The 1,311-nt window shown below is 67.7% G+C and carries 1 pseudogene; it reads right to left on the bottom strand.

The window, feature by feature from the left end:
* Positions 1 to 1,311: pseudogene (locus ABD901_RS58605) on the bottom strand (discoidin domain-containing protein); the annotation flags it as partial.

The following is a 1,311-nucleotide window of genomic DNA, read 5'->3' as shown; positions in this document are numbered from 1 at the left end:
GTCGGTGGTGAAGACGCAGTAGCTGCCCATGCCCCACGCTTCGTGGGAGGTGACGTTGTTGGACACCTTGTAGGCGGCGTAGCCGGTGATCCCGTCGTGGGACCAGGCGGCGGCGGACGGCGGGTCGTAGGGCAGTTCGTTCTGGAAGAAGATGGTCTTGCCGCCGTTGCCGTTCCAGATGACGTTGTACTTCTGGAAGTGCTCGACGAACAGCCCGTAGGCGGTGACGTTCTGGCCGTTGACGATCAGGCCGGTGTCGGAGGGGTTGGACGTCCAGCCCGCCCCGGCGCCGTGGTCGGCCCGCCAGGACCAGATGTGGTCGATGATGGTGTTGTTGTTGTTGACCACGAGGGCGTTGGTGACCTTCGCCGCGCCCGCACCACCGACGCGCAGGAACACGTCGGAGATCAGGTTCGGGGCGCCGGCGTGGTTGCCGGTGGCGCCGTTCGGGCCGACCTGCAGCAGCGCCGGGGAGTTCGTCGGGCCCGCGTCGAACAGCAGGCTGGCGATCTTGACGCCGTCGACGTCACCGACGGCCATCGGCAGGGCGCCGTTGTCCGCCACGATCGTCGCGTAGCCCAGGCCGAGGACGACGGTGCCGGCCCGGTTGATGTTCACCGTCGAGCCCAGGTGGTACACGCCCGGGGTGAACAGCAGGTTCAGGCCCTGCGCCACGGCCTGGTTCAGCGTCGCCGCGCTCACACCGGGCTTGGCCACGTAGAACTGGTCCAGCGGCAGCGACGTGCCGGGGGTGTTGCCGTTGATCCACGTCGCACCGGAGGAGTTGGTGCGCAGCGACGGCACGAACACCTTGTACCCGGACGCGTCGGCGTACAGGTACGGCTTCTCCTGCGTCACCGGCGACGTGCCCAGGGTGGTGTACGGCGGGTTCGGGAAGCTGTTGCCCGGGGCGCCCTGCACACCGGAGAACACCATGTTCCACACCGACCCGTTCCACGACCCGATCGTGGAGTCCCGGGTGAACCACTGCTGCTGCGAGCACGGGTTGATGTTGCCCGACACCCGCGAGTCCGCGATGTACCCGCCGGACGCCCAGCCACAGTTCGGCGAGGCCAAGGTCATCCCGCCGTGCACATCGATGCGCCGGAACGGCGCGGCCTGCGCCACCGCCCACCGGTCCACACCCGACACCGGGTAGATCGACAGGTTTTCCGCCGACCGCCAGAAGTTCTGGGTGGCGTTGCCGGCCATCCAGCCCGCATCGACGGTGATGTCACCGTGGATCTGCACATCCTGCGGGTTCTGCCCCAGACCGTTGATCGACGTGTAGAACCCGATCTGCGCGTTCAG

This window comes from Dactylosporangium darangshiense (genome assembly GCF_039537565.1).
GTDB lineage: Bacteria > Actinomycetota > Actinomycetes > Mycobacteriales > Micromonosporaceae > Dactylosporangium > Dactylosporangium darangshiense.
The sequence above is the reverse complement of the archived record's forward strand: the minus strand, read 5'-3'. Positions and strand labels throughout refer to the sequence as shown.